This window comes from Janthinobacterium sp. BJB426, from assembly GCF_002735705.1.
GTDB lineage: Bacteria > Pseudomonadota > Gammaproteobacteria > Burkholderiales > Burkholderiaceae_D > Janthinobacterium.
The window spans coordinates 204,556-230,147 of record NZ_PDZL01000009.1; the positions used below are offsets into that span (position 1 = coordinate 204,556).

22 protein-coding genes are annotated in these 25,592 nt (G+C 64.1%); 10 read left to right on the plus strand and 12 right to left on the minus strand.

What is annotated here, in order from left to right:
- Window positions 1-89 precede the first annotated feature (89 nt).
- The gene (locus CSQ93_RS16625) at window positions 90-3,446 is read left to right on the plus strand and encodes a S41 family peptidase (protein ID WP_233516215.1); all 3,357 of its coding nucleotides are present in this window, start codon (window positions 90-92) and stop codon (window positions 3,444-3,446) included.
- Between the two features lie 5 nt (window positions 3,447-3,451).
- Here CSQ93_RS16625 and CSQ93_RS16630 read toward each other — a convergent pair whose 3' ends face one another.
- The 5 genes from CSQ93_RS16630 to prpR form a co-directional block, all read right to left on the minus strand.
- On the minus strand, window positions 3,452-4,171 hold the full coding sequence (locus tag CSQ93_RS16630) for a LytR/AlgR family response regulator transcription factor (protein WP_099378989.1): 720 nt from the start codon (window positions 4,169-4,171) through the stop codon (window positions 3,452-3,454).
- Window positions 4,168-5,235, minus strand: coding sequence for a sensor histidine kinase (locus tag CSQ93_RS16635; RefSeq protein ID WP_233516216.1), 1,068 nt, complete (start codon window positions 5,233-5,235; stop codon window positions 4,168-4,170). Before CSQ93_RS16635 ends, CSQ93_RS16630 begins: the two co-directional genes overlap by 4 nt.
- 3 nt (window positions 5,236-5,238) lie before the next feature.
- Window positions 5,239-6,111: an alpha/beta fold hydrolase gene (locus CSQ93_RS16640; protein ID WP_099378990.1), complete on the minus strand. Its 873-nt coding sequence runs from the start codon at window positions 6,109-6,111 to the stop codon at window positions 5,239-5,241.
- Window positions 6,112-6,201: 90 nt separating this feature from the next.
- Entirely contained in the window at window positions 6,202-7,128 is a 927-nt protein-coding gene (locus CSQ93_RS16645) for a phytanoyl-CoA dioxygenase family protein (protein ID WP_099378991.1), read from the minus strand.
- A gap of 21 nt (window positions 7,129-7,149) precedes the next feature.
- Window positions 7,150-8,775 (minus strand): propionate catabolism operon regulatory protein PrpR, encoded by a 1,626-nt coding sequence (gene prpR, locus CSQ93_RS16650; RefSeq protein WP_099378992.1) that lies wholly within the window; start codon window positions 8,773-8,775, stop codon window positions 7,150-7,152.
- Window positions 8,776-8,986: 211 nt separating this feature from the next.
- Between prpR and CSQ93_RS16655 the strand changes: the two genes are divergently transcribed.
- The gene (locus tag CSQ93_RS16655; protein ID WP_099379027.1) at window positions 8,987-12,649 is read left to right on the plus strand and encodes a sensor domain-containing protein; all 3,663 of its coding nucleotides are present in this window, start codon (window positions 8,987-8,989) and stop codon (window positions 12,647-12,649) included.
- Here CSQ93_RS16655 and xth read toward each other — a convergent pair.
- Window positions 12,646-13,410, minus strand: a complete 765-nt coding sequence (gene xth / locus CSQ93_RS16660) for an exodeoxyribonuclease III (RefSeq protein WP_099378993.1) — start codon at window positions 13,408-13,410, stop codon at window positions 12,646-12,648. The genes CSQ93_RS16655 and xth overlap by 4 nt on opposite strands.
- A 569-nt stretch (window positions 13,411-13,979) precedes the next feature.
- Between xth and CSQ93_RS16665 the strand changes: the two genes are divergently transcribed.
- From CSQ93_RS16665 to CSQ93_RS16680, 4 genes are read left to right on the plus strand one after another with little or no spacing between them, the layout of a single operon-like run.
- Window positions 13,980-14,351 carry a hypothetical protein gene (locus CSQ93_RS16665; RefSeq protein WP_034751548.1) on the plus strand — a complete coding sequence of 124 codons (372 nt, stop codon included), beginning with the start codon at window positions 13,980-13,982 and terminating at the stop codon, window positions 14,349-14,351.
- 10 nt (window positions 14,352-14,361) lie between these two features.
- Complete coding sequence (locus CSQ93_RS16670; protein ID WP_034782199.1) at window positions 14,362-14,550, plus strand: DUF1653 domain-containing protein; 189 nt, start codon at window positions 14,362-14,364, stop codon at window positions 14,548-14,550.
- A gap of 33 nt (window positions 14,551-14,583) precedes the next feature.
- Entirely contained in the window at window positions 14,584-15,054 is a 471-nt protein-coding gene (locus CSQ93_RS16675) for a CreA family protein (RefSeq protein ID WP_099378994.1), read from the plus strand.
- Between the two features lie 11 nt (window positions 15,055-15,065).
- Window positions 15,066-15,590 (plus strand): hypothetical protein, encoded by a 525-nt coding sequence (locus CSQ93_RS16680; RefSeq protein WP_199534432.1) that lies wholly within the window; start codon window positions 15,066-15,068, stop codon window positions 15,588-15,590.
- 99 nt (window positions 15,591-15,689) lie between these two features.
- Here CSQ93_RS16680 and CSQ93_RS16685 read toward each other — a convergent pair whose 3' ends face one another.
- On the minus strand, window positions 15,690-17,183 hold the full coding sequence (locus CSQ93_RS16685; protein WP_099378995.1) for a leucyl aminopeptidase: 1,494 nt from the start codon (window positions 17,181-17,183) through the stop codon (window positions 15,690-15,692).
- A gap of 67 nt (window positions 17,184-17,250) precedes the next feature.
- Between CSQ93_RS16685 and lptF the strand changes: the two genes are divergently transcribed.
- From lptF to CSQ93_RS16705, 4 genes are read left to right on the plus strand one after another with little or no spacing between them, the layout of a single operon-like run.
- Window positions 17,251-18,396 carry an LPS export ABC transporter permease LptF gene (gene lptF / locus CSQ93_RS16690; protein WP_099378996.1) on the plus strand — a complete coding sequence of 382 codons (1,146 nt, stop codon included), beginning with the start codon at window positions 17,251-17,253 and terminating at the stop codon, window positions 18,394-18,396.
- Complete coding sequence (gene lptG, locus CSQ93_RS16695; RefSeq protein WP_099378997.1) at window positions 18,393-19,562, plus strand: LPS export ABC transporter permease LptG; 1,170 nt, start codon at window positions 18,393-18,395, stop codon at window positions 19,560-19,562. The genes lptF and lptG overlap by 4 nt, the downstream gene beginning before the upstream one ends.
- Window positions 19,562-19,969, plus strand: coding sequence for a sirohydrochlorin chelatase (locus CSQ93_RS16700; protein ID WP_099378998.1), 408 nt, complete (start codon window positions 19,562-19,564; stop codon window positions 19,967-19,969). Before lptG ends, CSQ93_RS16700 begins: the two co-directional genes overlap by 1 nt.
- On the plus strand, window positions 19,966-20,934 hold the full coding sequence (locus CSQ93_RS16705; protein ID WP_233516217.1) for a stealth family protein: 969 nt from the start codon (window positions 19,966-19,968) through the stop codon (window positions 20,932-20,934). Before CSQ93_RS16700 ends, CSQ93_RS16705 begins: the two co-directional genes overlap by 4 nt.
- On the opposite strand, the gene CSQ93_RS16710 is transcribed toward CSQ93_RS16705, so the two are convergent.
- The 5 genes from CSQ93_RS16710 to CSQ93_RS16730 form a co-directional block, all read right to left on the minus strand.
- A complete protein-coding gene (locus tag CSQ93_RS16710) occupies window positions 20,931-21,581 on the minus strand; it encodes a hypothetical protein (protein WP_158301267.1) in 651 nt (216 codons plus the stop codon). The two genes, CSQ93_RS16705 and CSQ93_RS16710, sit on opposite strands and share 4 nt — an antisense overlap.
- 231 nt (window positions 21,582-21,812) lie before the next feature.
- Entirely contained in the window at window positions 21,813-22,577 is a 765-nt protein-coding gene (gene cobA, locus CSQ93_RS16715) for a uroporphyrinogen-III C-methyltransferase (RefSeq protein WP_099379001.1), read from the minus strand.
- Window positions 22,578-22,605: 28 nt separating this feature from the next.
- On the minus strand, window positions 22,606-23,922 hold the full coding sequence (locus tag CSQ93_RS16720; protein WP_099379002.1) for a sulfate adenylyltransferase subunit 1: 1,317 nt from the start codon (window positions 23,920-23,922) through the stop codon (window positions 22,606-22,608).
- Window positions 23,922-24,833, minus strand: coding sequence for a sulfate adenylyltransferase subunit CysD (gene cysD, locus CSQ93_RS16725; RefSeq protein WP_034782216.1), 912 nt, complete (start codon window positions 24,831-24,833; stop codon window positions 23,922-23,924). The genes CSQ93_RS16720 and cysD overlap by 1 nt, the downstream gene beginning before the upstream one ends.
- 40 nt (window positions 24,834-24,873) lie before the next feature.
- Window positions 24,874-25,590 carry a phosphoadenylyl-sulfate reductase gene (locus CSQ93_RS16730; protein ID WP_099379003.1) on the minus strand — a complete coding sequence of 239 codons (717 nt, stop codon included), beginning with the start codon at window positions 25,588-25,590 and terminating at the stop codon, window positions 24,874-24,876.
- Between the last annotated feature and the right edge of the window lie 2 nt (window positions 25,591-25,592).

Genomic DNA, 25,592 nt, shown 5'->3' on the forward strand with positions numbered 1-25,592 from the left:
GAAGGTTTTCTTTGGTCGTAGTTATGCCAGAATTGCTGTCCGGTATCGACATGATGTCCATGCCACCTGACCGCTATCTGGATGCTCACATGAAAATTTCCCGTACTCTCGCCTTCCTCTTGTTTTCCGCCGGCTTGCTGGGTAACGCTGCTGCCGCTGCCGCGCCTGCCGGCAGCTACTTCCGTTTCCCCGCCGTGCGCGGCGATACCGTCGTCTTCACGGCCGAAGGCGACTTGTGGAAAAGCAGCGTGCGCGGTGGCGCGGCGCAGCGCCTGACCACGCATCCCGGCTATGAAACGAACGCGGCGATTTCGCGCGACGGCCAGTGGCTGGCCTTTTCCGCCGCGTATGAAGGGGCGCAGGAAGCGTATGTGATGCCGCTGGCCGGCGGCTTGCCGCGCCGTATTTCGTATGACAATGGCGGCGTGCTGGTGCTGGGCTGGACGGCGCAGGGTGAAGTACTGGTCAGCACGCAAAACACGGATGGTCCCGCTTCGCGCCGCATCGTCGCCGCCATCGATCCCGTGAAACAGACGCGCCGCGTGTTTCCCGTGGCCGACGCGAACGATGCCGTGCTCGACGACGCGGGCAAGACGCTGTTTTTCACGCGTTTCGGCCTGGCCATGACCAATGACAATGTGCGCAACTACCGGGGCGGCGCGCATGCCACCCTGTGGCGCTATGACCTGGGCGGCAAGGGAGAAGCCGTGCGCATGCACGCGGAGCCTGCTGTGTTGGCTGGCAACAACAAGCGCCCCATGTGGTGGCAAGGCCGCGTCTATTACATCAGCGACGAGGGTGGCAGCGACAATCTGTGGAGCATGCTGCCGGATGGCTCCGACCGCCGCGCCTTGACCAGCCACACGCAGTGGGATGTGCGCAATGCGCAGTTGGGCGACGGCAAGATTGTGTATCAATTGGGTGCAGACCTGCAGGTGCTGGACCTGGCGGCAGGGACGGACTCATCGCCATTGCCGATCAGCCTCGTGTCCGATTTCGACCAGCAGCGTGCGCGCCAGATCCGCTCGCCGCTCGACACCTTGAGCAATGTCCAGGTGTCGGGCAAGGATGACCGCATCATCCTTACTGCACGGGGCCGTGTCAGCATCGCCGGCACGGGCAGCCTGCGCCGCGTCGATATCGCCATTCCCGAAGGGGCGCGGGCGCGCGACGCCGTGTTTTCCAGCGACGAGAAATCCGTCTTCGCCATCGTCGACACGAGCGGCGAGAACGAAATCTGGAAGTACGCCGCCGATGGTTCGGGCAAGGGCGAGCAGCTGACGACGCAAGGAGATAATCACCGCTGGAAACTGTACCCGTCGCCGGACGGGCGCTGGCTGGCGCACACGGACAAGAAGGGCCGTTTCTGGCTGCTGGATCTGGCGACCAGGGGCAACCAGTTGATCGACGACGCAGGCAAGGCCGGCGTGGACAAGCACGACGAAGTGCAATGGTCGCCCGACAGCCGCAACCTGGCCATCGTGCGCGTGGCCAGCAACGAGCAGCGCGAGCAGATCGGCCTGTACAACCTCGCGTCGAAACAGCTGCAATTCGTCACCAGTGACCGTTATACGTCCGGTTCGCCCGTGTTTTCCCCCGACGGGCGCTGGCTGTATTTCATGTCGGCGCGCAATTTCCAGCTGGCCAACGGCTCGCCATGGGGCGACCGCAACATGGGACCCGTGTTCGACAAGCGCATCGGCGTGTATGCACTGGCGCTGCAGCCGGGCAACCGTTTCCCGTTTCAGCCCGACGATGAGCTGAGCCGTCCGGGAGTGAAACCGGCCGAAACGGACGATGAAAAGGCGGCCGAACTGGCGGCAGAAAAAGCGCTGGACAAAGCCGACGGCAAGACGGCCGTGAAAAAGGCGCCAGCCGCGCTGCCGGCCATTGTCAGCCAGGGATTGGCCGAGCGCCTGTATGAAGTGCCGCTGGCGGCGGGCAATTACAGCGCGCTGGCCGCCGACGACAAGCGCCTGTACTTCCTCGAACGGGAAAGCGGCGAAAACAAGTCCAGCCTGAAGACCCTGGCGATTGGCAATACCGGTTCCAAGCCGGAACTGCTGGTGGCCAATGTGCGCGAATTCGACCTGGCGCAGGATAAAAAGCATTTGTATTACCGTACTGCGGCCGCCACCGGGCCGGGCGAGATGCTGGTGATCGAGGCGGGCGCCAAGCTGCCGGCCGACCTGTCGAAGGCCAAGGTCAAGGTCGACGACTGGACGTTTGTCTCGAATCCGCGCCTGGAATGGAAGCAGATGTTCAACGACGCGTGGCGCCTGCACCGCGACTTCCTGTACGACGCGAAGATGCGCGGCGTGAACTGGAAGGCGGCGCGCGACAAATATGCGCCGCTGGTCGAGCGGGTCACGGACCGTGCCGAACTCAATGATTTACTTGGCATGATGGTGGCCGAAGTGGGCGCCCTGCATTCGCAGATCCGTCCCGGCGAATTGCGTCGCACGGAGCAGGAAGGCACGCCGGCGGGCCTGGGCGCGGTGCTGGCGCGCACCAGCGATGGCTATCAGGTCGAGCATGTCTACCGCAGCGAAGCGGAATTGCCGTCGGCGCGCGCACCGCTGTCGCGCCCCGAAGTGGACGTGAAGGCGGGCGACGTGATCACGGCCGTCAATGGCAAGAATGTGCTGGCCGCGCGCGACATCAGCGACCTGTTATTGAACCAGGCCGACAAGCAGGTGCTGCTGCAAGTTAAACGGGGTAATGGCAAAGGGGGCGCGCCGCGCGCCGTCATCGTCACGCCCGTCAACATGGCGAAACAGACGGCACTGCGCTATGGCGACTGGGAATTGAGCCGCGCCGAGCAGGTGGCCACCGCTTCGCAGGGGCGCATCGGCTACTTGCACCTGCGCGCCATGGGCGCCAATGACATCGCCTCGTTCGCGCGCGATTTTTACGCCAACATCAACCGCGAAGGCCTGATCATCGACGTGCGGCGCAATAACGGCGGCAATATCGACAGCTGGATCATCGAAAAACTGCTGCGCAAGGCCTGGGCCTATTGGGCGCCGCCGGGCGTGCAGCCGTCGTCGAACATGCAGAACACCTTCCGCGGCCACCTGGTGGTGCTGGTCGATGAACTCACGTATTCCGATGGCGAGACCTTCGCCGCCGGTATCAAGGCCCTGGGCCTGGCGCCGCTGGTGGGCAAGCGCACGGCTGGCGCCGGCGTCTGGCTCAGCGACAATACGCGCCTGGCCGACAACGGCATGGCACGCGTGGCGGAAAACGGCCAGTTCGGCATCGATGGCCAGTGGCTGATCGAAGGCGTGGGCGTGGTGCCGGACGTCGAGGTGGAAAATCCGCCGCACGCCACCTTCAATGGCGCCGACCGCCAGCTGGAAGTGGCGCTCGACATGCTGGCGAAAAAGCTCAAGGAGCAGCCGCGCCCGGCCTTCCAGGCACAGCCGATCCCCGCGCTGAAGTAATCGCGTTACAGGCCGCAGGCGGCCTTGAACTGCTGCGCGCGGCGGCGCGAGACCTCGACCAAGCTGCCGTCCAGCAGGTGCAGGTCGAGGCCATCGGCGGCATTCGGCGACACTTGCGCCACCTGCGCCAGGTTGACGATCTGGCGCCGGTTGGCGCGCAGGAACAGGGCGGGATCGAGCTTTTCTTCGAGCTGGTTCAAGGTGCGCAGCATCAGCGGACGCTGCGCGCCGAAATGCACGCGCGTGTAGTTGCCTTCCGATTCCAGCAGGCGGATATCGTCAAACGCGACAAACCAGCAGCGTTCCCCATCCTTGATGAAGACCTTGCGCGGCGCGGGCGGCGGCACGGCTTGCGCCCGCGCGCCGGCGCGCGCCAGGGCCGTGGCCAGGCGTGCCGCCTGCACGGGTTTTTGCAGGTAGTCGAGGGCGCTGACCTCGAACGCCTGCAGCGCGTACTGGTCGAAGGCCGTGCAAAAGATGACGTCGGGCGCATCATCGAGCGCGGCCAGCAGGTCGAAGCCGGAGCCGCCCGGCATCTGCACGTCGAGCAGCAGCAGGTCGGGGCGCAGCTTGCCGATCTGCGCGACGGCGTCGGCCGCGCTGGCCGCCTCTCCCACGATCTCCACGGCACCTTGCTGCACATGCGGCGCCAGCAGGCGCCGCAGCTCGGCGCGCGCCAGGCGCTCGTCATCGACCAGCAGCACCTTGAGCGGCTGACCGTTCATGCCTGCTCCGGCAGGTGGATGGTGGCGTGTACCCAGCCCGCCTGTTCACACAGTTCCAGGCTGGCGCGCTCTCCGCAGGCCAGTTGCAAGCGCTGGCGCGCATTGCGCAGGCCTACGCAGGTGGAGTTGCCCGGTTCGCGCAAGGCGCCCGTGTTGGCCACGTCGATCTGCAGCAAGGTGGCGCCGTCGGCAGGGCTGGCGCGCCGCGCCGTGATGCGGATGTCGCCGCCCTCGGCGCTCGCTTCGACGCCGTATTTGACGGCGTTTTCCACCAGCGTTTGCAGGGCCATGGGCGGCACGCGCACGTGCTCCAGGCCAGGAGCACTTATCTCGATCGCGAAGCTGACGCGCAGGCGTTCCTCGAAGCGTATCTGTTCGATGGCCAGGTAGGCGCGCACGGCGTCCAGTTCGGCCGACAGGGGCACTGTGGCATGCTGGCCCGATTGCAGCGCGTGGCGCATCAGGCCAGCCAGCTGGTCGATCATGTGCGCGGCCGCGTCGCGGTCTTCGAAGATCAGCGCGCGCACGCTATTGAGGCTGTTGAAGAAAAAATGCGGATTGACTTGCGCCTGCAGGGCACGCAACTGGGCATCCTTGGCCAGCACTTCCAGGCGCAACGCCTCGGCCTCGAAGCGGCTGGCGCGGCGCAGCGACTGCGCAGTGAAGTAAAACACGGTCCAGGTCAGGTAGACACCGAACCAGAACAGCAGCGCGCCGGGTAGCCAGGCGATGCCGCGGAGGGTGCCCGGCGGATACATGACATGGAAGGCTGCCGCCACGCTGGCCGTCTGGATGGCGGCCAGCACGATCAGCGATGGCACGATGCGCGTCCAGCGCAAGCCATTCGCCGCCCAGCCGCGCCGGCGCAGTACGCCATGCCACAGGTGCGACAGCAGCAGCCCGGCCAGGGAACCCCAGCTGGCAATCGTCACGACGATGCGCAGCTGCGTGGAGCCGCCATACACGCTGTTGAACAGGGTGAGCGCCCCCCAGCCGGCCAGCTGGAAGGTCCAGTACCAGTTGATCCTGGCCAGCAGCGGCGGCCGTTGCAAGGGCGCGTTCACTGTCTAGTCCAGGAACTGTTCGATGCGCGCATGCATCCAGTCCGGCTGGTCGTACATGATGAAATGGCGCGCCGTGTCGGCCAACGCGATCTGCACGCCTGGCAGCTGTGCATACTGCTGCTGGAAGGTGGCTTCGATGGCGGCGCGCGGCGCATAATCCTTGTAGGCGATCCAGGTGCCCAGCACCAGGGTCGGCGATTTGATTTTCGCCACGTCCTGGCGCAGGTCGCTGGCCATCAGGGTGCCCATGGCCTTGATCACCGTCTCGCGGTCCGAGCGCTGTCCCCAGCCGATGATGCGCTCCACGTCGGCCGGCGCGCTGGCCATGCTGCTGACCGCGCGGCGCTGGCTGACGGCGTAGATGGCGTCATCCTGCGCGCGCATGGCCGTCTGCATCTGCGTGGACATGGTTTGCAGTTGCTGCGGCGTGATGGTGGGCAGTTGCGTCGCGCCCAGTGCCGGCAGCGAGTCGACGATCACCAGCTTGCCCGTTTGCGCCGGATGGTCGATGGCCATTTTCAGGGCCAGGAAGCCTCCCAGACTATGCCCGATGATGGCTGGCTGGCCCAGTTTTTGGCTGCCGATGTAGTCGGCCAGTTGCCGCTCCGCCTGCGCCAGCAAGTCGTCTTCGATGGGGGCCGCGCCGGCAAAACCGGCCAGTGTCAGCACGTGGCATTGGCGCGCGGCTTGCGGGCCACACAGGCGCGCCACCGTCCCTTGCCACACTTCGCCCGACGATGCGAGGCCGGGAATCAGGATCAGGGGACGGCCTTGTCCGGTGACTTCGACCGTGAAGGCCTTTGGCGCGGCGGCCTGGCTGACGCCCGTCGCCAACAGGGTACTGAGCAAGATCAATGTTTGCAGGGTTCGTTTCATGGGGTACTCCTCCTTGACGACCATGCTAGCGGCGCACGCGCCCCGCGGCCAGCGCTGCGGGATGAGCGGCGGCAGGGCGGGATGAGTGGTTCAGATCCACGCATCCTGATCCTGGCATTGGTCCGGCAGGTAGGTCAGATACTGCACCATGCGCGGTGCCGGGCCGCGGTTGGGCGTGGCGCAGTGGGGCAGGGCCTGGTGCCAGATGATGAAATCGCCGGCCATGCCGTCGACGGGCACGGCTTGCAAGTCTTTAATGGCCCATTCGCGCGGCTGGCGGCCCGGCGGTACTTGCCGCAGCCAGTCGGCCATGTGCCGCTGGAAGCCGGGCACGCAGTGAAAGGCGCCGTGCCGCGCCGGACAGTCGCTCAGGTACAGCATGCCTTGCAGCTTGAAGGGAACCGGCTGCTGCAGGCTGACGTCCCAGTGCAGGGCGCTGCCCAGGAAACGGTGCTGCGGCGTTTCCGGCGGATTGAAGCTCACCTTGTCGATGCTGGCGTAGATGCCGGCGCCAGTGCCGTACAGCTGCTGGTAGGCGTGGCGGATGTGCGCATTGTGCCGGTTTTCCTCGAGGGCCGGATGGTCGGAAAACTGCAGCATCAGCCCCCGCTTGCCCGGGTGCGGCCGGTACCACGATGCCGCATCATCGGGGCTGGCGCCCAGGTAGTCCCAGATCGCCGTTTGTGCGGCGATGCACTGCGCGCGCGGCACGGCGCCGCGCAGCACCAGATAGCCGTGTTCCTCGAAATGGTGCAGGTCGGAAGCGGACAGCACGTCCTGGTGGGGACTGGCGGCGTGCGCCGGACGTGGGCGCGTGCGCGCGGCGATCCAGTCGGTGTAAGCCTGCAGCGTCGGCCGTTGCTGATACAGGAAGTGCAGCGCGTCTTCCATCGAAATGCCGCGCGCGTATAGCGCCTTGATGTCGCGCTGGTCGCTTGCCAGTCCCTGGTTGCCGCTCGCGCTAGCGTGTCCCGTGCAGCGCTGCCATAAATCGTGCAGGTGAGGCCAGTCGTCCATGGTGTCGTCGTTGGTTGGGAGTTAGCCGGTGCGCAGGCGGCGCCACAGGGTGGTGCGGCTGATGCCGAGGTAGTGGGCGGCGGCGTCGCGGCGCCCGCCGAAGCGCGCCAGCACCGCGCTGGCGCTTTCGTCTTCCAGGCGCGGCGGCACGGTGGCGGCCGGCGCCGCCGGCAGCACCGCCGTGCCGCCAGCGTTGGCCAGTTCCGGCGCCACGCCCAGCACGAAGGCGGGTGTCAGCGCCTGCAGCGGTTCGGCGGCCAGGAACAGCGCCAGGCGCTCGGCCAGGTTGCGCAATTCGCGCACGTTGCCGGGCCAGTCGTAACGGCGCAGCAGCGGTGCGCAAGCCTGGATTTCCGCGTGCAGGTTCGGGTGCGGACGGGCGCCCAGCGCGGCCAGCGCGTTTTTCAGCGACCATTCGGTCAGGCCGGGAATGTCGCTGGCGCGTTCGCGCAAGGCGGGCAAATGCAGGCGCAGCACGGCCAGGCGGTAGAACAGGTCGGCGCGGAAGCGTCCTTCGCGGATGCGCTGCTCCAGGTCGCAGTGCGTGGCGCTGATGATGCGCACATTGATGGCGATGGGCCGCGTGCCGCCCACGCGCACCACTTCGCGCTCTTCCAGCACGCGCAGCAAGCGCGTTTGCAGGGCCAGCGGCATCTCGCCGATTTCGTCGAGGAACAGGGTGCCGTGGTTGGCCGCCTCGAACAGGCCCGCATGGCCGCCGCGGCGCGCGCCCGTGAAGGCGCCGTCCTCGTGGCCGAACAGTTCCGATTCCAGCAGGGATTCGGCGATGGCGCCGCAATTGATGGCGATGAAGGGGCGGTTCGCGCCCAGGCTGCGCGGGCTTTCGCGGTGGATCGCCTGCGCCACCAGTTCCTTGCCGCTGCCCGTCTCGCCCTGGATCAGCACCGTCGCCGGCGAGCGCGCATACAGCACCACCGACTGGCGCAGCGCTTCCATCGCTTCCGATTCGCCGCGCAGATCGTGCAGGCCGTGGCGCGCGCGCAGGGTGTCGGCCACCACCGTGCGTCGTCCGCGGTTCGATTCGATCTGGGTCAGGCGCGCCAGTTCCAGTGCGTCGTCGAAGGCGCGCCGGATGGCCGTGGCCGAATATACGAAGACGGCGGCCAACCCGGCTTCCTCGGCCAGGTCGGTGACGAGCCCCGCGCCGACGACGGCTTTGACGCCCGCCGCCTTCAGTTCATTGATCTGCGCGCGCGCGTCTTCCTCGGTAGCGTAGGTGCGCTGCGCGATCTGGAAGCCGAAGGTGGCGGCAAATTCGGCCAGTTCCGGCATCGGGTCCTGGTAGGTGACGACGCCGATGTGCGGCGAGATGCGCCGTGCGCGCGCCAGCGCCTGCATCACGTCGTAGCCGCTGGCCTTGGCGATGATGACGGGTACCGACAGCCGGCCTTTCAGGTAGGCGCCGTTCGAACCGGCCGCGATGACGGCGTCGCAGCGCTCCGTGGCCATGCGTTCGCGGATGTGGCGCACGGCGTCGTCGAAACCGAGGTTGATCGGTTCGATCGTCGCCAGGTCGTCGTATTCGAGCGTGATGTCGCGGAACAGGTCGAACAGGCGTGAGACGGAGACGGTCCAGATGACGGGTTTGTCGCGGTGGTCTAGCGGAGGTTGGGGAGGGCGGCGCATGCTTTATTCTAAACGATTTGTTTCATTTTCTTGCCATGCAACGGCGTTGCAACGATCGTGTTGCACCTGGTCTGTGGCGTTTCAGATATTGCCAATAAGGAATATGAAAAAACCGCCGGAAACTGGTTTATGATCTAGCAGCACCATGATGCTTGGAAGAATATGTTTCCCAGGCGCATGTTCACTTTGCCGTTAACCATCCATGGTGTCCATGAACCGCGTACCGACCAGTCCCGATTTCATCGCCGATGCCTTGCAGCTGATCGCCTTGCCGGCCTGCGCCTGCGATGCCTGCGGCATGGTGGTGGCGGCGAATGGCGCCTTGCACGCCCTGCTGGGGCGGGATATCGCGGGCCGGCTGCTGGCCGACTGCTTTACGGACGCCTACCGCGCGTCGAGCACCAGCATGCTGCGCGGCGCGCTCGGTGCGGCCGGGCGCGAACGGCACTGGGACAGCAGCCTGCAAGGAGTATCGGGCGCCATCGCCGTACAGGTCTGGTCCAGGCCCCTGCTGGTGGACGATGGCTTGCCGGGCGCGACCCTCGTGTTTGCCGACATCAGCGTGCAGCAGCGCGACCAGCAAGCCTTGCGCAAGACTTTGCTGGAGCAGCAGGCGATCCTGGAAAGCGCGGCCGTCGGCATCGTCTTTTCCAAGGGGGGCTTCATCGAGGAGTGCAATATCCGCGCCGCCGAGATGCTCGGCTATGCGCGCCACCAGCTGACGGGCATGCCGGGCGCGGTGCTGTACCGCTCCGCCGAGCATTGCCGCGCCCTGGGGCTGGAAGCGGCGCCGCTGCTCTCGATGGGCAAACCCTACCGCACCGAACTGGAATTGCGGCGCCAGGACGGCACCTTGTTCTGGAGCCGCCTGCACGGGCGCGCCGTCGATCCCCTGAATACGCATGACGGCACGGTCTGGATCATCGAGGATATCAGCGACCACCGGCGCGATGAGGACCAGCTGCGTCGCGCCATGCTGGAAATGCAGGCCGTGATGGACAACGCGCCCCTGGCCATCGGCTTCCAGCGCGACAAGGGCGTGCTGCGCTACAACCGGCGCTTCGCCGAATGCTTCGGCTTTGATGGCGACAGCGGCGTGGGCCTGGCCGTCGCCGACCTGTATCCGTCGCGCGCGGCATATGAAAATGTCGTGCGGCAGGCGTCGCCCCTGCTGCGGCGCGGCCAGCCGTTCCAGGGCGAGATGGAGATGCGTCGGCGCGACGGTTCCACCTTCTGGGCGCTGGCGTATGGCTATGTGCTGAACCCGGAGAGCCAGACGGACCGTGGCTTGCGCGACACGATCTGGCTGTTCGACGACCGCAGCGCGCAGAAGGCGGCCGAAGAGGCGACGCGCCAGCTGATGCTGGAGCAGCAGGCTATCCTCGACAATGCCTCCGTCGGCATCCTGTTTTCCCGTTCGCGCCTGGTCCTGCGCTGCAATCCCCGCTTTGCCGAAATGTTCGGCTACGCGCAGGAAGAGATGACGGGCTTGCCCGCCGCCGAGCTGTTTCCCTCGCCCGCCGCCTACGAGGCATTTGGCGTGCAAGCGACGCCGCTGCTGGGACAGGGCTTGCCGTACGAGCAGGATGAATCGCTGTTCCGCCGCCGCGACGGCAGCCTGTTCTGGTGCCGCATCCGCGCCAAGGCCGTCGACCAGGCGCACAGCGAACAGGGCGCCATCTGGATACTGGAAGACGTCACGGCCAGCCGCCAGACGCAGATGGAAGTGGCGGCCATCATGACGAATGCCTCGGTGAGCATCCTGTATACCAAGAACCGCCAGATCACGCGCTATAACCTGGGCTTTGCCGCGATGTTCGGCTACAGCGGCGACGAGGCGCTGGGCTTGCCCGGACGCGCGCTGTACGTGTCCCAGCAATCCTACGACTTGCTGGGCGCTGCGGCTTTTCCCTTCCTGTCCGTGGCCAAGCCCTTCCAGACGGAAGTGGAAATGATGCGTCGTGACGGCACGACCTTGTGGGCGCAGCTGATCGCCTATGTCGTCAATCCCGACGATCCCGCCGCCGGCACCATCTGGATAATCGAGGACCGCACGGAAGCCAAGCGCGCCGAAGAATCCCTGCGCAACGCGCTGCTGGAAAACCAGGCCATCCTCGACAGCGCCGTGCTGGGCATCTCGGTGGTGGAGGGCGGCTACAATTTGCGCGCCAACAGCAAGATGGAAGAGCTGTTCGGCTATGGGCCGGGCGAGATCAACGCCCTGTCGGTGCAGGCCCTGTATCCGGACGTGGCCGCGTGGAAGGCGGCGCGCGGCGAGACGGCGCGCGATTTCGAGGCGGGCAGGGTGCACATGTCGGAATACCAGCTGGTGCGCAAGGATGGCAGCCGCTTCTGGGCGCGCCTGTCCGGCCGGCCGTTCGACCTGGCGCATGCGCACGGCCGTTCCGTGTGGCTGGTCGACGACGTGACGGCCCGTCGTGAGGCGGCCGAGGCGGTGCGCCGCGCGCGCGACGAGCTGGAATTGCGCGTGCAGGAACGCACGGCCGAACTGGCCGGCGCCAACCTGCTGCTGCAGGGCGAGATCGTCGAGCGGCGCCAGGCCGAGGCGCGCGTGCATCACATGGCTTACCACGACAACCTGACGGGCTTGCCGAACCGCGCGCTGCTGTCGGACCGGTTGGAGCGGGCCATGCTGGCCGCGCAGCGTTCCGGGCGCAAGCTGGCCGTGATGTTCATCGACCTGGATCGTTTTAAAACCATCAACGATTCGCTGGGCCACATGACGGGCGATTTGCTGCTCAAGGAAGTGGCCGCCCGGCTGTGCGGCGCCGTGCGCGCCAGCGATACGGTGGCGCGCCTGGGCGGCGATGAATTCGTCGTGCTGGTGCCGGGCATCCGCGGCAGCGACGAAGCGGCGCGCGTGGCCGAGAAGGTCATCGAGGCGCTGACGCCCGCCTTTCCGCTCGACGGCCACGTGCTGCACGTGACGCCGTCGATCGGCATCTGCCTGTATCCGGACGATGGCGGCGATGTTGACGCGCTGATGCGCCATGCCGATGCGGCCATGTACCATGCCAAGGGCAATGGCCGCAACAACTACCAGTTCTTCACGCAGACGATGAATCAGGCGGCGGCCCTGCATTTTGATCTGGAAAGCAGCTTGCGCACGGCGCTGGCGCTGCAGCAGTTCGAACTGTTTTACCAGCCGATCATCGATATCGCCACGCGCCGGCTGCACGGCATGGAAGTGCTGCTGCGCTGGCGCCGTCCCGGCCACGGCCTGGTGCTGCCGGACCGCTTCATTCCCATCATGGAGGAAAACGGCTTGATCGTGCCGGTGGGCGAGTGGGTGATGCGCCAAGCGTGCGAGCAAAGCATGGCCTGGCAGCGTCAGGGCTTGCAGCCGGTGCCGCTGGCGGTGAATCTGTCGCCGCGCCAGTTCATGCACAAGGGGCTGGTGGCGGCCATCGGCGCCGTGGTGCGCGAGACGGGCATCGATCCGGCGCTGCTGGAATTCGAGATCACCGAGACGGCACTGATGCAGCACGGCGAGCATACCCTGGAGATTTTGCGCCAGATCAATGGCATGGGCTTGCGCCTGTCGATCGACGACTTCGGCACCGGCTATTCCAGCCTGGCCTATCTGAAGCGCTTCCCCGTGAAGAAGGTCAAGATCGACCGCGCCTTCATCAAGGACCTCGAACACAGCGCGGAAGACCGCGCCATCGTGGCGGCCATCATCGCGCTGGCCGACAGCCTGCAATTGTCGGCCGTGGCCGAGGGGGTGGAAACGGAAGAGCAGTTCGCCCTGCTGCAGGCGAACGGCTGCCGCTATGCGCAGGGCTATCTATTTTCCGCGCCAGTGCCTGCCGTGAACGCGCAGGCCTTGCTGGAGCGGATAGTCGTTAGTTAGTCAATCGTCGCCACGACAGGCGCGTGGTCGGACGGCTGTTCCCACTTGCGGGGCACGCGGTCGATCACGCACGCCGTGCAGCGGCCGGCGAGGGCGGGCGAGAGCAGGATATGGTCGATGCGCAGGCCCTTGTTCAGGCGGAAGCCCAGCTGGCGGTAATCCCACCAGCTGAACGATTTGTCCGCCTGCTCGAACAGGCGGAAGGCATCCGTCAGGCCGATGTCGAACAGGCGCTGCAGGGCGGCGCGTTCCTTGTCCGAGACCAGTACCTGGCCTTCCCAGGCGACAGGGTCGTGCACGTCGCGATCGTCGGGCGCGATATTGTAGTCGCCGACGACGGCCAGTTGCGGGTGCTGCTGCGCTTCTTCGGCCAGCCAGTCGTTCAGGGCGGCCAGCCAGCCCAGCTTGTATTCATATTTGTCCGAATCGACGCTCTGGCCGTTCGGCACATAGGCGCAGACGACGCGCACGCCACCGATGGTGGCGGCCAGGATGCGCTGCTGCGCATCTTCATAGCGCGGGTTGTTCCTGACCACGTCGGTGATCGGCAGCTTCGACAGGATGGCCACGCCGTTATACGTTTTCTGGCCGCTGAAGACCACCTGGTAGCCGGCCGCCTCGATCTCGGCGACGGGGAACTTGTCATCCGTGAGTTTGGTCTCTTGCAGGCAGAGTATGTCGACCGGGTTGTCTGTCAGCCACTGCAGCACTTGCGGCAGGCGCACTTTGAGCGAGTTGACGTTCCAGGTGGCGAGTTTCATGGGAAAAATCCTTGCTTGAATGGGTGGCGATAGGCGCGAATCTTACCGCATGCGTGTCGATGACGTCTTGCGCCGCTTGCCGGGTAGGGGCTTTATTGACTGGCCGGGAAAAAGAGTACAAATAAAGTATTTATACTTAACCAATCGTGGCGCATGAATATTATGTTTTTGTGTATCATTGATCAACCCCTATGTTTGATTTGGCATAAGTGGCTGGCGTGGCAGGATGCGTCCCGCCGTTTAACGCGACAAAGGTGTAAAGTTTCTCGCTAAAACGCGATAAAAACTACTAAAATGGCACCGTGTAACAACTGTGTCATACGGCTTTGTTACAGCCAAGTTAAGAACCGAACAGGAAGCAGTTGTAATTAGTTGTAATTGCTATTCCGATTACATGACCACTGTGCCGGGGACGGAGCGTCAATTCCGTCCCTGGCGCCGCCAGACTTGTTATATAAATTGCAGTACTATATCTATGAGACTGTTTTGCGACATCAATAGATGGTACTATTTTGAAATGTTGCAGTTTTAATAGTGAGACTTGCGCGTAGCATTTGCAAAGGAAGAAAATGCGAACTGCATTTGAAGCGTGGGCGCAGCGTGACGGCCACATTGTGCGGCGAAGAGAAGACAAACCGGATGAGTACCTGATTTTCGAGACCCAGCGCCGCTGGGTTATCTGGCAGGCTGCTCTGACGCATGGCAAGACGGCTGCCAAGCCGCGCGTGAGCGCGGCCGAAAAGGCGGCGAAAGCCCAGCGCGCGCTGGAAATGTCCTCCGATGAAGCGACCGTGCGCAACAAGGTGCTCAATGAGGTGCTCGACGCCTTCAGCGGCGCCGATGGCGCGGCCGGCATGGAAGGCATACTGAAAGTGATCCAGGGCCTGAAGCAGAAGCAGAAGGCACTGGCCGACGACAAGAGCGAAGATTCTACGGCTTGAGGGGACGGCGATGCGTTATCGGCACTACAAGGGCGGCATTTATGAACTGGTGTGCGAAGCCACGCTGGAAGCGGATCTGACGCCGATGATCGTGTATCGCGCCGCCGACGGTTCCATCTGGACCCGGCCGAAGGACGTGTTCTTTCAACTGATCGAAGTCGAAGGCGTCATGGTCCAGCGTTTCGCTCCCATCAACTGATGGCCGCCTGCGTGCGTGCCCGGGATACTCTTCATGCGTAAATTGCTGCCTGCCGCTCTGGTGCTGGGCTTTGCCTGCGCCGTGGCGCACGCCGAAACCATCGGTTCGGTCGACACGGTGTTCAAACTGATCGGCCCTGACCACAAGATCGTCGTCGAAGCGTATGACGACCCGCGTGTCGCTGGCGTCAGCTGCTATCTGTCGCGCGCCAAGACGGGCGGCCTCAAGGGCGCCGTCGGCCTGGCCGAAGACAAGGCCGATGCGGCCGTGGCGTGCCGCCAGGTGGGGCCGCTGCAATTCAAGGGCAAGCTGCCGCGCCAGGAAGAGGTGTTTACCGAGCGTGCCTCGATCTTCTTCAAGCACGTGCGCGTCGTGCGCATGGTCGACAGCAAGCGCAATGCGCTGGTCTACCTCGTGTATTCCGACCGCCTGATCGATGGCAGCCCAAAAAACAGCGTCACCGCCGTCGCCGTGCCCGGCGACCAGCCGATTCCCGTCCGTTAAGCGAGCGTCCCATGCGCCTGCCATCGTCTGCTGCCCTTGCCGCCAGGACGCTGCTGCTGTTTGGCCTGGGCGGCTGCGCCACCCTGACGGGCAACACCGAGCAAATGGTGCTGGTGCAAACCATCCAGGACAACCGCGAGCTGACGGGCGCCGGCTGCATCCTCAGCAACGACGTGGGCAAGTGGTTCGTCACGACGCCCGGACGCATCACCATCCGCAAGAGCCAGGAACCGTTGAAGGTTGACTGCCGCAAGCACGGTTCGCCCGCCATCGCGACGGACGATCATATCGACCCCAAGCTCAATGGCAGCGTCTGGGGCAATGTCATCCTGACCCTGGGCGTCGGCTATTTCGTCGACCGCAACACGGGCGCCGGCTTCGATTACCCATCGATTCTGACCATCGTCATGCAAGACCCCGCGCGCCTGGCGCCGCCGCCCGCGCCGATGCCAGCGCCGCCCGCGGCGGCCGTGCCGGAAACGGTGGTGCAGCCGAAGGTGGCGCCATCGCCTTTGCCCAATCCCGTCGTCTACTAATTAAGAATCCACGCATAAAAAAACCGCCATGGTCGCAAGACCTGGCGGTTTTTTGTGCCTGACGATGCCGGTAGCGCAGCGCTACCGGCAGGCGTCAACTTACACGCGGTTGATCAGGAACGTGGTCAGCAGGGGAACTGGACGACCGGTCGCGCCCTTCGATCCGCCCGACTTCCATGCCGTGCCGGCGATGTCCAGATGCGCCCAGGTGTACTTCTTGGTGAAGTTTTCCAGGAAGGCCGCTGCCGTCACAGAGCCGCCGCCTGGCGTGCCGATGTTGGCCAGGTCGGCGAAGTTCGACTTCAGCTGCTCGTTGTACGCTTCTTCGATCGGCATGCGCCATGCCGTGTCGCTCGACTGCTTGCCTGCTGCCAGCAATTCATTGGCCAGCTGGTCATGCGCCGCATCGCTGCGCGTAAACAGGCCGCTGTTGTGGTGGCCCAGGGCCACGACGCAAGCGCCCGTCAGGGTGGCGATATCGACCACGGCTGCCGGCTTGAAGCGTTCGGCGTAGGTCAGCGCGTCGCACAGCACCAGACGGCCTTCGGCGTCCGTGTTCAGCACTTCGATGGTCAGGCCGTTCATGGAGGTGACGATGTCGCCCGGCTTGGTGGCGCGGCCCGACGGCATGTTTTCGCACGCGGCGATGACGCCGATGACGTTCAGCTTCAGGTTCATTTCGCCGATGGCGCGGAAGGTGCCCAGTACCGAGGCGGCGCCGCACATGTCGTACTTCATTTCATCCATGCCAGGACCGGCCTTGATCGAAATGCCGCCCGTGTCGAAGGTGATGCCCTTGCCGACCAGGACCACCGGAGCATCCTTGGCCTTGCCGCCCATGTGTTTCAGGACGATGAACTTCGGCGGTTGCTCGCTGCCGTTGGTGACGGACAGGAAGCTGCCCATTTTCAGCGCTTCGAGCTGTTTGCGGTCCAGTACTTCGACTTCGAACTTGTAATCCTTGGCCAACTGCTTGGCCGTGTTGGCCAGGTAGGTCGGATTGGCGACGTTCGCCGGCAGGTCGCCCAGGTTGCGCGTCAGGTCGGAACCGTTGGCGATGGCGATGGCTTGCGCCAGCGCGCCGCGCGTGGCGCTTGTCGCCGGCGCTGCCAGGACGATCTTGCGCACGCCTGCTGGCGCCGGATCTTTTTTGCTTTTTTGCGAGTCGCTGCGGTATTCGCTGTCGTGGGCGGCTTGCACCACGCAACGGATTGCCCAATTTACGTCGCGCTCTTTCACTTCAGCCAGCGGTAATGCGATAATGGCGTCCGCAGCGCCCAGCGAGCCGAAGGCCTTCAGTGCGGCTTGTACGCCGGTCGTGAAGCTTTTTTCGCTGACAGTGTCATCGCTGCCCATGCCTACCAGCAGAACACGTTCGGCGGCGACGCCATCGACTGCGCGCAGCAGCAAAGTGCTGCCAGGCTTGCCGCTGATGTCGCCGGACTTCAGCGCAGCCGAAATCGCACCCTTGCTGTCCAGCGATTTTGCCGCTGGCGACAGTTTTTTGTTTTCGAATACCGCAACCGCGATGCATCCGCTTTTGGCCGTGCCGAGGGTGCTCTTGGTATCGAATGCTTTTATGCTAAAGTCCATTTGGTTCTCCGTTTTCATTTACTAGTAACGTGTTACTCAACTAACTGACCCGAATTATAAACTCCGAATGATCTTTCAACGCGCCCTTCGACGTGAATTGGCTAGTGCCGCCGGGGCCACCTTCACAGTTTTGTTCAGCATCCTGCTCACCTGGATGCTGATCGGTATTCTCGGCAAGGCGGCGGGCGGCAAGATCGCGTCGTCCGACGTCATGTCGCTGATGGTTTTTTCCGCCCTGATGCAGCTGCCCACCATCCTCATCCTCACCGGATTCATTTCGGTGCTGATGGTCGTTACCCGCAGCTATAAGGAGTCGGAGATGGTGGTGTGGTTCGCCTCCGGCCTGAGCCTGTCGCGCTGGATCTGGCCCGTGCTCAGCTTCGGCCTGCCGCTGGTGCTGGCCACCGGCGTCCTGAGCCTGTACGCCACGCCGTGGGCGCAAAAGAAAAGCGATGAATATGTGGCGCGCTTCGAGAAGCGCGAAGACCTGCAGAAAGTCACGCCGGGCCAGTTCCGCGAATCGGCCGGCAGCAACCGCATCTTCTTCGTCGAGGGCGTCAGCGGGGAGAAGACCGTGGTGCAAAACGTCTTCGTCAATACCGTCGATGAAAAAGGCAGCGCCGTCGTCGTCGTCGCCAAGGAAGGCGTGATCAATACCGACGCCAAGGGCGAACGCTTCCTGGTGCTCAAGAGCGGCCGCCGCTACCAGGGCGTGCCGACGCAAGCGGACTTCCAGACCATGGAATTCGAGCAGTACATCATGCGCATCGAGAGCAAGCAGCAGGAGCTGGGCGCGGAACTGGGCGTGCGCGCCATGAGCACCATGGCGCTCATCGCCGAGCCGAATCCCTACACCATGGCTGAATTGCTGTGGCGGGTCAGCGCGCCCCTGATCGGCCTGATGCTGATCCTGCTGGCCATCCCGCTGGGCTTTGTCAATCCGCGTGCCGGCAGTTCGACCAATTTGATTATCGCCCTGCTGATTTTCTTTACGTACAGCAACCTGATCAAGGTCATCGAAGCGAGCGTGAAGCAAGGCCGCCTGACTTTCGGCCTGGCCTGGTGGCCGCTGCACCTGCTGGCGGCGCTGGCCGTGGTGGCGCTGTTTGCGTGGCGCCTGAATGTGAACCACCGCTATCATCCGCTGGTCCTGCTGGCGGCTTTCAAGCGCGCGCGCCGCGCCGGCAACACAAGTAAAGCGGCATCGAAATGAAGATTTTACAGCGCTATTTTGCGGTCTCGATATTCCAGGCGGTGCTGTTCGTGCTGCTCGCCTTTTTGGCACTGCAAGCCTTCATCGACCTGACGGGCGAGCTGCCCAAGGTGGGGCGCAACGGCTACACCATCCAGTATGCCTTCCTGTACGTGCTGGTGCTGGTGCCGGGACACGTGTACGAGGTGATGCCGATCGCGGCGCTGATCGGCACCATTTATACGATGGCGCAGTTTGCCGCCAGTTCCGAATTTACCATCATGCGCGCATCGAGCATGTCGACGGCGATGGCGGCCGGTTTCCTGTTCCGCATCGGTATCGTCTTCGTCGTCATCACCTTCATCTTCGGCGAGTTGATCACGCCGCGCACGGAACCGCTGGCCGAACGCCTCAAGCTGACCTCGCGCGGCGCGGCCGTGTCGAGCGAGTTTCGCTCGGGCCTGTGGACCAAGGACATGGTCAAGAGCGAGGGCTTGACGGGCACCGTCACCGGTTCGCGCTTTTTCAATGTCGGCGAAGCGCGTCCGGATGGCCAGCTGAAAAACGTCAAGCTGTATGAATTTGACACCGATATGCGCTTGCGCACCTTGACCGTGGCCAAGGGGGCTACATATCAGGGCAATAATATCTGGCGCCTGACCGATGTGACGGAAACCTCGTTCTCGAACAGCGCGGCCACCTCGCCCGGGTTCGAGCCGAAGCTGGCGAACTACTATGGACAGGAAACGAGCCTGGTGCACACGGTGCAAAGCGCCAGCAAGGACATGACGTCGGAAGTGACGCCGAAGATCCTGACGGTGTCGGCGTCCGATCCCGAGCGCATGTCGGCCAGCGAACTGGCCGTGTACACGCGCCACCTGGCCGAGAACAAGCAGGAAACGGAGCGTTTCCGCATCGCCTTCTGGAAAAAGCTGATCGACCCGCTGGCCATTTTCGTGCTGATGGCGCTGGCGCTGCCGTTCGCCTACATGCATACGCGCAGCGGCGGCATCAGCCTGAAGATCTTCATCGGCATCATGATCGGCGTGAGCTTCATGCTGGTCAACACCCTGTTCTCGCATCTGGGGCTGCTCAGCACCTGGCCGGCCTTCCTGACGGCGGTGGCGCCGAGTGCCCTGTACCTGCTGCTGGCGCTGGGCGCCCTGTGGTGGGTGGAGCGGCACTGATGGAGACGAACGTGAAGCAGGCGCTGATCCTGTTTGCCCACGGCGCGCGCGCCGCATCGTGGGCCGCGCCCTTCGAACGCCTGCGCGACCTGACCCAGGCGCGCATGCCTGCTACCGGCGTGCACCTGGCCTTCCTGGAGCTGATGACGCCGCGCCTGCCCGAACTGGTGGCGACCCTGCTGGCCGAGCTTCCCGCCGGCGCCATCCTTGACGTTACCGTGGTGCCCGTGTTCCTGGGACAGGGCGGGCATGTGCTGCGCGACTTGCCGCTGCTGCTGGAAGAACTGCGCCAGCAGCATCCGGCACTGCGCCTGAAGGTGGTCGAGGCGGTGGGCGAGAACGCCAGCGTGCTCGCCGCCATCGCCGATTACTGCGTGGCGGCGCCAGGTTCCAGCTTTCTGCCTTGAGCGGCATCGACATCGTCTACCTGTGGGTGGACGGCGCCGATCCCGCCTGGCGCGCGCGCCGGCAGCACGCCTATGCCGCCTGGGCGCAGGCGCATCCCGGCCAGCTGGCCCTGCACGGCAACGTGGCGGGGCGCTACCGCGACAACGGCGAACTGCGCTACAACCTGCGCGCGCTCGAGCGCTTCTTTCCCGGCCACGGCCACATCTACCTGCTGACGGACCGGCAAGTGCCCGACTGGCTGCGCGCCTCACCGCGCCTGACGGTGGTCGACCATGCGAGCCTGATGCCCGATGCATCCTTGCCGGTGTTTGATTCCGGCCATATCGAATCGTATCTGCACCATATTCCGGGCTTGTCCGAATGCTTCCTGTATCTGAACGACGACGTATTTTTCGGCGCGCCGTTCGAGCCCGCATTCTGGTTTGGCGGGGCAGGCGACCGGTGTTTAAGTGTTTTCACGGAGAGTGCGCTGCAGGATGACCTGCCGGACTTGCGCGCCGACGTGGCGGCGCCTGTCAATTGCGCCACCTTGTCGCGGCAATGGCTGTCGGCGCAGTACGCCGGATACGTGCATGAACCGCGCCTGTATGCGCATGCGCCGCGGCCCATGCTGAAAAGCGCGCTGCATGCACTGGAAGGGCTGGCGCCGGCCATGTTTGCCGGCGTGCGCGCGACGGTGTTCCGTTCGTGGCAGGTGCCGGCGTTGCTGCCCGACCTGGTGCCGCGCTGGATGGTGCATCAGGGACTGGCGCGCTCGCACATGCTCGACCCGCTGCATATCGCCAGCGGCGATGTGCAGGCGCCGCAACAGCTGGAGGAGCTGGCGGCGCGTTTCGGCAGCTTGCCGTTTTTCTGTATCAACGATACCTGCGACGAGGCCGACGATGACGACCCGCGTTTGCTGCGCGTGGCCGCTACCTTGCAGCGGCTGCTGCCGCTGCCATCTTCATTTGAAGGCGCTTAAGCGGCTTTCTTCTTCGGCGCCAGGCTGATGCGGGCGGCGGCCGAACTGTCGGACAGCGAGGCGAGGAACAGCAGCAGATAGGCGCCCAGTTCGAAGACTTCCTCACCCAGCAGCGCATAGGCGTCCGGCATGCCATGGAAGACCTTTTTGTCGAACGGCCAGCCGGCAACCATCAGCAAGCCGCCGATGGCCGTCAGGATGGTGATGCGCATGCTGAAAATCTGCGGCGCATGGGCAAACACCTTGCGCGCGCGCGGCGCGAAAAAGATCAGCACGCGTATCAATATCAGCAGTTCCACCACGCGCAGGGCTTTTTCCAGCTGCGCCCAGGCGGGCGCCGTGCCGAACTGGTCGATATCGAGTTCGCGCAGCAGGAATCCAAACAGCAGGGCAGACAAGCCGGCATGCATGAGGAAACGCAAGGACTGGCGGTCAGTCTCTTGCCAGGCGCGCACGCCGTGCACGGTGCAGGCCAGGGCCAGGAACAGCGCCTGCAGCCATTCCAGCAAATGGTTTTCGTCGTCGATATTCGGGAACACCGTCCACAGGGCGATGGAGGCGAGCATGCTGAGCAGCACAGCGCTGGCGACGCCGACATTGCTGCGGCTGAGCGAAGTCAGGGCTTCGCGCATGGAGGTGAAATTCATGTGTGATCGTAAGGCTAAAGTTGCGCGGCGCGGTATTGCAGCCTGCGGGCGCAGCTTTTTTCGGGGAGGGTCAGCCGAGAGACCGCATGGCAAGCGCTATGGCGGGGCGAAGCGTGAATTTATTGCTATCACGCAACAACTTCTCGAGAAAAGATGCGTGAGCATCGTATCATGTTTTTTCTGAAGACGTCGGTTACTGACTTTAAAGTCGGTAAAATACGCTGTGTTTATTCAAGCATGGCGCGCCAGAATGGCGACCGGTTCTGCGATGGCTTGGTGCGCGCGCGCGGCCATGGCGTCGCCCAGCATCACCAGCACGGGGCCGTGGGTGTCGCCCAGTCCATGCGCCAGGGCGCTCAGCGGCAGGCGCACGATGCGCTGGTCCGGGCGGCTGCAGTTTTCGATGACCACCACCGGGGTGTCGGCACGGCGGCCCTGCGCCAGCAGGCGCTGCGCCGTGGCGATGGCTTCGCGGCCGCCCATGTATTGCACCAGGGTATCGCAGTCGGGAATGCGCGTCTGGTCAGGTTCTCCCGGCGCCGTGCTGGAAGTAAAGAAGGCGACGCTGCGCGACACGCCCCGCTTGGTCAGCGGCTGCTGCGTGGCGGCCGCGGCTGCCAGGGCCGTGGTAATGCCTGGCACCACTTCCACGTCGATGCCCGCTTCTTCCAGCGCGCGCAGTTCCTCGTCGGCGCGGCCAAACAGCATGGGGTCGCCCCCTTTCAGGCGCACGACGATGGCGTGCTTGCGCGCGTTGTCGACCAGTTGCTTGTTGATGAAGGCCTGCGCCGTCGACAGCTGGCCGCAGCGCTTGCCGACCAGAATCTTCTGCGCCTGCGGGCACAACTCCAGCATCTCTTCGGTGACCAGCGCGTCGTGCAGCACGACGTCCGCTTGCGCCAGCAGGCGCGCGCCGCGCAAGGTCATCAGGTCTTGCGCGCCGGGGCCGGCGCCGACCAGGTAGACCTTGCCGGGGAGAGATGGGGAGCTGTTCATATGGCTGCCTTTCCTGGACGATGCGGGGTTAGAGTCGAACCATTCCGGCCGCGACCGTCTGGTGGGTGACTTCATCGATCAGGATGAAGGCACCGGTGGCGCGGATATCGGCATACGCGTCGGCCGCCAGCGCCTGTTGCACATTCAGGCTGATGCGGGCGATATCGTTCAGCTTGAGGCCTTCGGCCGGATGGCGCTGCTGCGTATTGATGTCGAGGATCGATTCGATCGCCGTCACCTTGGCCGCCGTCTGCTTCGTGCCATGCTTGATCCAATATTTGCGGCGCAGGTCCAGCGCGTCTTCCGACAGCCAGCACACGTCGGCCACCACCTGTTTCAGCAGGGTGGCAGGGCGCTCGCTGCTGGCCAGCAAGTCGCCGCGCGAGATATCGAGGTATTCATTGAGCAGCAGGGTCACGGACTGGCCCACCACGGCCGTTGGCAGCGAGCCGTCCAGGGTGACGATATCCTTGACGGTGGCCGTCTGGCCCGATGGCTGCACCACCAGGGTGTCGCCGATGCTGACCTTGCCCGCCTCGATGCGGCCCATGTAGCCGCGGAAGTCGTTCGCTTCGTGGCCGTTGTGGCGCGCCACCAGCTGTACCGGAAAGCGGAAGGGCGTGTCGTGCGATTCGTCGTAGACGGACAAGGACTCAAGCAGCTCGATCAGGGTCGGGCCCGTGTACCAGCCCAGCTTGTCACCGCGTTCGACGACGTTGTCGCCCGTCAAGGCGGACAATGGAATCGGCGTGATGTCCTTCAGTCCCAGCGACTGGGCGAATTCGCGGTAGGCGGCGACGATGCGGTTATACACGGTTTCATCGTAGTCGACGAGGTCCATCTTGTTGACAGCCACAACCACGTGCTCGATCTGCAGCAAGTGGGCAATCGTCGAATGGCGCTTGGTCTGGATCAACAGTTCCACGCTGCCATCGTCGCCGAGTTTGACTTTCGACACGTCGATCAGGATGATGACGGCGTCGGCGGTGGAGGCGCCCGTGACCATATTGCGCGTGTATTGCTCGTGGCCCGGCGTATCGGCGATGATGAATTTGCGTTTCGGCGTGGCGAAGTAGCGGTAGGCAACGTCGATGGTGATGCCTTGCTCGCGTTCCGCTTCCAGGCCGTCCGTCAGCAGCGACAGGTCGACCGTGTCGCCCACCGTGCGCTTGTGCTTGGAGCGCGACATGGCGTCGAGCTGGTCGGCAAAGATGCCCTTGCTGTCGAACAGCAAACGGCCGATCAGGGTGCTCTTGCCGTCATCGACGGAACCGGCCGTGATAAAACGCAACATGCCGCGTTCGACGCTGTCGGTGAGGTTGGTGTTCTGGAGTGCTGCGTTCATTAGAAATACCCTGCTTTCTTGCGTTTTTCCATCGAGGCTTCGGAAGTCTGGTCATCCATGCGGGTGGCGCCCCGTTCCGTGATTTGCGTGATTGCCGTCTCGGCGATGATGGCGTCGACCGTGGCCGCATCGGACGATACGGGGCAGGTGCACGAAATATCGCCCACCGTGCGGAAGCGCACGACTTGCGTTTCCACCGTTTCACCCTCGCGCGGCGGCGTCAAATCTGTCAGCGGCACCAATAAACCGTTGCGCGGGATCACCTGGCGCTCGTGCGCAAAGTAGATCGGCGGCAATTCCAGTTGTTCGCGGGCGATGTATTGCCACACGTCCAGTTCGGTCCAGTTCGAGATGGGGAAGACGCGCATGTTTTCACCAGGATGCACGCGGGTGTTATACAGGTCCCACAATTCCGGACGCTGGGCTTTCGGGTCCCAGGCGCCGAATTCGTCGCGGAACGAGAAGATGCGTTCCTTGGCGCGGGCTTTTTCTTCATCGCGGCGCGCGCCACCGATGCAGGCGTCAAAGCCATGTTCGGCGATGGTTTCCAGCAAGGTCACGGCTTGGGCCGCATTGCGCGAATCCGTGGCCGGGTTGCGCAGGCGCACGGTGCCGCGCTTGATCGAGTCTTCCACGGAGCCGACGATCAGGCGTTCGCCCAGTTCCGCCACCTTCTTGTCACGGAACGTGATGACTTCCGGGAAGTTGTGGCCCGTGTCGATATGCACGAGGGGGAATGGAAACTTGCCCGGGCGGAAGGCTTTTTCGGCCAGGCGCAGCAGGACGACGGAATCCTTGCCGCCCGAAAACAGCAGCGCGGGGTTGGCCGATTCGGCCGCCACTTCGCGCATGATGTGGATGGCTTCCGATTCAAGGCTGTCGAGGTGACGCTGGTTCAAAATATTGCTCATATGGGGTGCTTTCTTGTTCTGCTGAGTCTGTTATGTCTGTTCAGGCTGCCACGGATTTGATGCGTATCAACTTACCGTCCACCATGTGCAGGCCGCATTCCTTGGAGTCCGGGTTTTCCCACCACCAGCGTCCGGCGCGCACATCTTCGCCTGGCTGGACGGCCCGCGTGCAGGGTTCGCAGCCGATCGACGGGTAGCCCTGGTCGTGCAGCGCGTTGTACGGCACGTCGTTGGCGCGGATGTAGGCCCATACGTCTTCTTCCGACCAGTCGGCCAGCGGATTGAATTTCGTCATCGCGTGCGCCGCATCGTCTTCCTGCACGTGCAATTCGGCGCGCGTGGTGGACTGCGCGCGGCGCTGTCCCGTCACCCAGGCCTTGTTGCCGGCCAAGGCGCGGCCCAGCGGCTCGACCTTGCGGATGCGGCAGCATTCGCGGCGCATCTCGACGCTGTTGTAGAACGCATTGAGACCGTTCTGTTCCACGTAGGCGGCGACTGCTTCCGGCTGCGGGCGGTACAAGGTGATGTCGTGGTCGTAACGGGCCTTGACCTTGTCGAGCACGGCCAGGGTTTCCTGGTGCAGCCGGCCTGTTTCCAGGGAAAAGATGCCGATGGGCAGCTTTGCCTTGAGTATCATGTGGGTCAGCACCATGTCTTCGGCTGCCAGGCTGGACGCAAACACGGCCGGCGAAAAATCCGCGGCGATGCGTGTCAGCGTTTGCTCGGTGGCGTCAATCAAAGAAGTCAAATTGCTCATGA

Bases quoted from the DNA above. Each gene is read 5' to 3' on its own strand.
- CSQ93_RS16625 (WP_233516215.1), top strand. From the start codon at position 90: ATGAAAATTTCCCGTACTCTCGCCTTCCTCTTGTTTTCCGCCGGCTTG.
- CSQ93_RS16630 (WP_099378989.1), bottom strand. From the start codon at position 4,171: ATGAACGGTCAGCCGCTCAAGGTGCTGCTGGTCGATGACGAGCGCCTG.
- CSQ93_RS16640 (WP_099378990.1), bottom strand. From the start codon at position 6,111: ATGAAACGAACCCTGCAAACATTGATCTTGCTCAGTACCCTGTTGGCG.
- CSQ93_RS16645 (WP_099378991.1), bottom strand. From the start codon at position 7,128: ATGGACGACTGGCCTCACCTGCACGATTTATGGCAGCGCTGCACGGGA.
- prpR (WP_099378992.1), bottom strand. From the start codon at position 8,775: ATGCGCCGCCCTCCCCAACCTCCGCTAGACCACCGCGACAAACCCGTC.
- CSQ93_RS16655 (WP_099379027.1), top strand. From the start codon at position 8,987: ATGAACCGCGTACCGACCAGTCCCGATTTCATCGCCGATGCCTTGCAG.
- xth (WP_099378993.1), bottom strand. From the start codon at position 13,410: ATGAAACTCGCCACCTGGAACGTCAACTCGCTCAAAGTGCGCCTGCCG.
- CSQ93_RS16665 (WP_034751548.1), top strand. From the start codon at position 13,980: ATGCGAACTGCATTTGAAGCGTGGGCGCAGCGTGACGGCCACATTGTG.
- CSQ93_RS16670 (WP_034782199.1), top strand. From the start codon at position 14,362: ATGCGTTATCGGCACTACAAGGGCGGCATTTATGAACTGGTGTGCGAA.
- CSQ93_RS16675 (WP_099378994.1), top strand. From the start codon at position 14,584: ATGCGTAAATTGCTGCCTGCCGCTCTGGTGCTGGGCTTTGCCTGCGCC.
- CSQ93_RS16680 (WP_199534432.1), top strand. From the start codon at position 15,066: ATGCGCCTGCCATCGTCTGCTGCCCTTGCCGCCAGGACGCTGCTGCTG.
- CSQ93_RS16685 (WP_099378995.1), bottom strand. From the start codon at position 17,183: ATGGACTTTAGCATAAAAGCATTCGATACCAAGAGCACCCTCGGCACG.
- lptF (WP_099378996.1), top strand. From the start codon at position 17,251: ATGATCTTTCAACGCGCCCTTCGACGTGAATTGGCTAGTGCCGCCGGG.
- lptG (WP_099378997.1), top strand. From the start codon at position 18,393: ATGAAGATTTTACAGCGCTATTTTGCGGTCTCGATATTCCAGGCGGTG.
- CSQ93_RS16700 (WP_099378998.1), top strand. From the start codon at position 19,562: ATGGAGACGAACGTGAAGCAGGCGCTGATCCTGTTTGCCCACGGCGCG.
- CSQ93_RS16710 (WP_158301267.1), bottom strand. From the start codon at position 21,581: ATGAATTTCACCTCCATGCGCGAAGCCCTGACTTCGCTCAGCCGCAGC.
- cobA (WP_099379001.1), bottom strand. From the start codon at position 22,577: ATGAACAGCTCCCCATCTCTCCCCGGCAAGGTCTACCTGGTCGGCGCC.
- CSQ93_RS16720 (WP_099379002.1), bottom strand. From the start codon at position 23,922: ATGAACGCAGCACTCCAGAACACCAACCTCACCGACAGCGTCGAACGC.
- cysD (WP_034782216.1), bottom strand. From the start codon at position 24,833: ATGAGCAATATTTTGAACCAGCGTCACCTCGACAGCCTTGAATCGGAA.
- CSQ93_RS16730 (WP_099379003.1), bottom strand. From the start codon at position 25,590: ATGAGCAATTTGACTTCTTTGATTGACGCCACCGAGCAAACGCTGACA.